The following is a 4,276-nucleotide window of genomic DNA, read 5'->3' on the forward strand; positions in this document are numbered from 1 at the left end:
GTCAAATATTGATTTTTATTCTTTGAAAAATTAATTAGCCAGAATTAGCAAGAAAACAGGGCTTTCTAGCCACGTTTCAAGATCACATTTTACTAAATTTTTAGAGGATATTTTTGAATTTTGGACGCAATTCGACCAGTACAGCAGCGTCATTAAATACGACTTTTCACATATTGTCAACAAAAAAATCAATATATTGTGTTTTTTTTATTTTTTTACCTAAATATGGTGTTTTAAAAGATATTCTTTATTTTCCTTCAATACAACATTTATGTTGCATTGAAACATTTTAGATGTTATATTATTATAATGAATAGTCAAGAATTGAAAAGATATCTTATAAAGCATGGTTGCAGTTTTACTTCAGGGAAAGGTGGACATTTGCTTGTAAAGCGCGGTTCTAAAAAGTCTGTTTTACCTATGCATGGTACGCGAAAAGAATTAGGAACAGGATTAGTCCAGAAGATTCTTAAAGATCTTGACCTAAAATAAGCCTGAATATGGAGGTGTAAATGAAATATGCAATCAAATTTATCAAAGATGACAATGATACTCTTCTAGTCGTCTCTAAAGACTTTCAGGAATTTATTACCTATGGTAACGATGAAAAAGAGGCTTTGGAACAGGCTAAAAATGCACTTTTAACAGTCATTATGGGGCGTTTTCAAGATCGTGAACCTATTCCCTTTGGACATCGTGATATTGCCTATCCTTTTGTTGAAGTATCTTCATTGGTGACTTTAAAAATTGCAATACATAACGCTATGATTGAAAAAAACTTACGCAAAGCTGATCTCGTACGTCTTTTAAAACTTCATCCAACACAAATTGACCGATTGTTGGATTTAAACCACGCAACCAAATTAGATGCCTTGGAATCCACTCTCATTGCTCTTGGAAAAGAGATCTCTATTAATATTCAAAATGCTGCTTGAATTTAGCGGTTTTGTGTAAAATGCTTATGAAGCGCATTAAGAACGACACACAGTGAATTAACAAGATATGGTAACGATTGCTCTTCTACAACAATGTATTGTAGTGCGGCATAAAGATTATGCTGTCTATAAAGGCATTGTGCTTCTTTTAGCACCTCTTTCATTGCTTCATAGTAATGAGTAGTTTTTTCAATCCATTGTTTTTTTGCCTCTTCATTTAAAGATGGAGTAAAGTCATCATAAATTGCATTTGGTAAGGCTTTTGCACATAGGTAATTGTTTTTCACTTCAAGATATTTTTGTGCAGCATCATACTGATCTTGATTAATCACACCTTGCAGATAAAGCCGTCCGATATAGGTACCGGAAAGCGGATTTTTAGCCTCTTCTATGGTCAAACAGAAGCGTTTGGCACGCATTTCAATTGCCAATTTATCCATGGGTTCATGCGGTGTTTTTGCTCGTGAGATGCGTCCATTTGGTTCTCTGATACATCCTTTAATCCGAGGACGACCGCGTTTTGCACGTTTTTTTCTTTTTGTCATATTTTTTTTCAATCAGAATGGGACGCTATCGTTAAGAGCGGTTCTATAATCTTGAGCACCTGAAGCGATAGCATAATTTTGAGAAGTAATGGGTGAAGGGAATGCCGATTGCTCTTTTTTGGCATCAAGCAAATACAACTCGCCTTTGAATTGTGGTAAGACAATCTCTGTTGTGTAACGGTCATGACCATTTTTATCTTGCCATTTACGTGTTTGTAATTTGCCTTCTATGTAAACCTTTGAACCTTTACTGAGATACTGAAGAGAAATTTTTGCTAAATGTGGATTAAAAACCACAATGGAGTGCCATTCCGTTTTATCTATTTTTTGATTGGTCTTTTTATCAGTATAGCTTTCAGAAGTTGCTATACTAAAATTGACTATTTCAGCTCCAGAAGTCATGGTTTTGCTTTCGGGGTTAGCACCGAGGCGTCCTATTAATGTCACTTTGTTTAGCATGTTTTTTGTTACCTTAATTTGTATTTAAATATGTAAAAAATCTTAGCATAATTTTATTATTTTTTCAATTATTTCAGTTAATTAATCACAGTTTTTTAAAGCATTACTTTATAATCTTATTTGATAAACTCACTCAATAGCTGTGTTATAAAAAGGCGAGGCTTTTTTGCTTGATTTATTATTGACAATCGAACCTTTTTGTGCGATATTGGTTTTATCAAATTAAGGGGAGGCTAAATGAAACGAGAAGCGCTGCTTAGAGAGTTACGCAAAGAAGCCAGAAAAAGAGGTCTTCATTACAGTGAAGCTCCAGATGCAGGCAAAGGGTCACATTATTTGGTAACTTTTGGAGACAAAACAACTGTTATAAAATCGGGTGAATTAACGCTACTTTACGTGAAGATAATAAAAAAACAATTGGGAATATGAAACTCGTATTTCATACGTTTTTAATTTTTCGTTTCAAAAACATTTTGATCATAGTGAGGAGACCTAAACATGGAATATACGTATCAAGCAAAATTTGAAACTGATCCGGATGGTGGTTTTATTGTGACTTTTCCAGATGTACCTGAAGCAATAACAGCTGGAGAAAATAGAGTAGAGGCATTAGAGAATGCTGTTGAAGCTTTAGGGTTGGCATTACGGAGCTATTCTATGCGCGGTCTGCCTTTGCCTACACCACGGCAGTACAAAGACCTTGTAGAAGTTACGGTAGATGCGTGGAATGCTCTTAAGCTCGCAGTGGTAGAAGCCTTTAATGAAGCGAATATTACAAAAACAGAATTGGCACATCGTTTGGGTAAAAAAGAAACAGAAGCAAGACGCATTCTTGACCCCAATTATCCAACTAAGCTTCAAACTTTAGAGCAAGCACTGAGTGTTCTCGGCAAGCAAGTCGTTATTACAATAAAAAACGCGGCTTAACTATCTCCTCGCCTTTGAAGACGAGAAGATAAAATCATGTTTTTAAATCTAAGCAGCTTTTACAACAGATTTTTCTAAAACCTGTTTTGCTTCTTCAATGAGTGTTTTATACTATTTGCTTTCTTCTACCAATGTAAAGGCTTTGACAAGATGCATGTGGAGAGGGCCATAAATGTAAACAGCCTTTTTAGTTGGAGACATTTTATCCCAATCTTTTGGAAAATCAAAGCGTGTATCACGGTCATTATCAACAGATTGGCTTTTTAACTTTTTTTCACACTCGATAAAGTAACGACGAGCTTGTCTGCCTTTCTCGTTGCGTTCAACCATGGAAAGCTCTTTTGCCATATCTAAAGTGAGATGGTATTCTATTACTGATAACATTTTTACGTTTCCCAATTTTGGGAAGCGTTAAAATAAAATCTTTTCCTTCTTCAAATTCATATTGATTAATGCGGTTTGTAATCCAAGTAGCAAAACGTTTTCCTATTTCCAAAAACGTATGCAACTCGCGTGCGTTGACCGTTTGAACAGTTTCCTGATCAATTGTTTGTTCCGTAATTTTTATAAGAATGTTCACAATGAACTCCTATCGATTAGAGGTTTTTCATTGACATCAAACAAAGGATGCCGGGTGCTGAAAAACACGGTCGATAGTCCGTCGTTACGCTTTCCCTATAAAAGGTATTGTATAGCGTAACCACACCCGACAAAGCCATTATATGTGTGTAACATACAATGAGTCAAAGTCTTTAATGTGCGGAGAAAAGATTGTGTCGGCAATCTATCCGCTATCGATTCAAGGTGTTTTTCAGGCACCTGATTCGACAATAGACATAATGTTGCCATATTGTCAAGCAACTTCCGATAACTTTTTAATCTCTCTATTGATCTCGTCTATAAGAGGTTCGTAATTGAGAACGCTTTTCGGAATATTCCCACCGTAAACCCATGCTTTTACTTGCGCTTTGGTACTGAAATCCGCATTCTTAGGTGTTTTGTAATACTGACCACCATCAAACTTTTCACACTCTCTTGTGCCGTCTTCATATTCGTAGAGGTTGTAAAAATACTCCTCTGCTCCGTCTCCCCAAGGAACATAACCAACAGCTGTTGCAACAAACTCTTTTTGCATGGGTTGTTTACGCTTTTTTAAGAACAGGTCTTTTAATATTCTCATGTTTTTAGTCCATAATTTTACCAATTGGTCTATTTACCTAAAATTTGACCGTACAGAGCGTTTTATATTGCGGATATGGTTTTTATCGTAAAATCTTTAAATCGCTTTTTATGGTACCTTTTTGTCGATTTAAATGCATATCTAATCCCAAAATGATCAGCACTTTTCACTATTTTGCTGTTTTAAGCCGCTTTAGAATTGCTACTGTTATGTTGCTCTTCACTAGGCTT

The 4,276-nt window shown here is 35.5% G+C and carries 7 protein-coding genes and 1 pseudogene; 4 read left to right on the forward strand and 4 right to left on the reverse strand.

Going from position 1 to position 4,276, the window contains the following annotated elements; genetic code table 11:
- The first annotated feature begins 309 nt into the window (after positions 1–309).
- Both ACFIK2_RS04215 and ACFIK2_RS04220 read left to right on the forward strand, forming a co-directional pair.
- On the forward strand, positions 310–492 hold the full coding sequence (locus tag ACFIK2_RS04215; protein ID WP_006589116.1) for a type II toxin-antitoxin system HicA family toxin: 183 nt from the start codon (positions 310–312) through the stop codon (positions 490–492).
- A 20-nt stretch (positions 493–512) separates the two neighbouring features.
- Entirely contained in the window at positions 513–935 is a 423-nt protein-coding gene (locus ACFIK2_RS04220; RefSeq protein ID WP_375635089.1) for a type II toxin-antitoxin system HicB family antitoxin, read from the forward strand.
- Between the two features lie 2 nt (positions 936–937).
- Here ACFIK2_RS04220 and ACFIK2_RS04225 read toward each other — a convergent pair whose 3' ends face one another.
- Together ACFIK2_RS04225 and ssb are read right to left on the reverse strand one after the other, a co-directional pair.
- Positions 938–1,480, reverse strand: coding sequence for a hypothetical protein (locus tag ACFIK2_RS04225; protein WP_375635090.1), 543 nt, complete (start codon positions 1,478–1,480; stop codon positions 938–940).
- A 12-nt stretch (positions 1,481–1,492) separates the two neighbouring features.
- Complete coding sequence (gene ssb, locus ACFIK2_RS04230; protein ID WP_375635091.1) at positions 1,493–1,939, reverse strand: single-stranded DNA-binding protein; 447 nt, start codon at positions 1,937–1,939, stop codon at positions 1,493–1,495.
- 237 nt (positions 1,940–2,176) lie between these two features.
- On the opposite strand from ssb, the gene ACFIK2_RS04235 reads away from it, so the two are divergent.
- Entirely contained in the window at positions 2,177–2,368 is a 192-nt protein-coding gene (locus tag ACFIK2_RS04235; RefSeq protein WP_375676920.1) for a hypothetical protein, read from the forward strand.
- A gap of 69 nt (positions 2,369–2,437) precedes the next feature.
- Positions 2,438–2,866, forward strand: coding sequence for a type II toxin-antitoxin system HicB family antitoxin (locus tag ACFIK2_RS04240; protein WP_375633209.1), 429 nt, complete (start codon positions 2,438–2,440; stop codon positions 2,864–2,866).
- A 48-nt stretch (positions 2,867–2,914) separates the two neighbouring features.
- On the opposite strand, the pseudogene ACFIK2_RS04245 reads toward ACFIK2_RS04240, so the two are convergent.
- Together ACFIK2_RS04245 and ACFIK2_RS04250 are read right to left on the reverse strand one after the other, a co-directional pair.
- Positions 2,915–3,446, reverse strand: a pseudogene (locus tag ACFIK2_RS04245) (antA/AntB antirepressor family protein).
- Positions 3,447–3,719: 273 nt separating this feature from the next.
- Complete coding sequence (locus ACFIK2_RS04250; RefSeq protein ID WP_375643762.1) at positions 3,720–4,046, reverse strand: hypothetical protein; 327 nt, start codon at positions 4,044–4,046, stop codon at positions 3,720–3,722.
- Between the last annotated feature and the right edge of the window lie 230 nt (positions 4,047–4,276).

The organism is Bartonella sp. AP88XZML (assembly GCF_042195565.1).
In the GTDB taxonomy this organism is placed as follows: Bacteria; Pseudomonadota; Alphaproteobacteria; order Rhizobiales; family Rhizobiaceae; genus Bartonella.

What these genes read in the sequence shown, in the direction of transcription:
- ACFIK2_RS04215 (WP_006589116.1), top strand. Translation starts at nt 310, where the DNA reads ATGAATAGTCAAGAATTGAAAAGATATCTTATAAAGCATGGTTGCAGT.
- ACFIK2_RS04220 (WP_375635089.1), top strand. Translation starts at nt 513, where the DNA reads ATGAAATATGCAATCAAATTTATCAAAGATGACAATGATACTCTTCTA.
- ACFIK2_RS04225 (WP_375635090.1), bottom strand. Translation starts at nt 1,480, where the DNA reads ATGACAAAAAGAAAAAAACGTGCAAAACGCGGTCGTCCTCGGATTAAA.
- ssb (WP_375635091.1), bottom strand. Translation starts at nt 1,939, where the DNA reads ATGCTAAACAAAGTGACATTAATAGGACGCCTCGGTGCTAACCCCGAA.
- ACFIK2_RS04235 (WP_375676920.1), top strand. Translation starts at nt 2,177, where the DNA reads ATGAAACGAGAAGCGCTGCTTAGAGAGTTACGCAAAGAAGCCAGAAAA.
- ACFIK2_RS04240 (WP_375633209.1), top strand. Translation starts at nt 2,438, where the DNA reads ATGGAATATACGTATCAAGCAAAATTTGAAACTGATCCGGATGGTGGT.
- ACFIK2_RS04250 (WP_375643762.1), bottom strand. Translation starts at nt 4,046, where the DNA reads ATGAGAATATTAAAAGACCTGTTCTTAAAAAAGCGTAAACAACCCATG.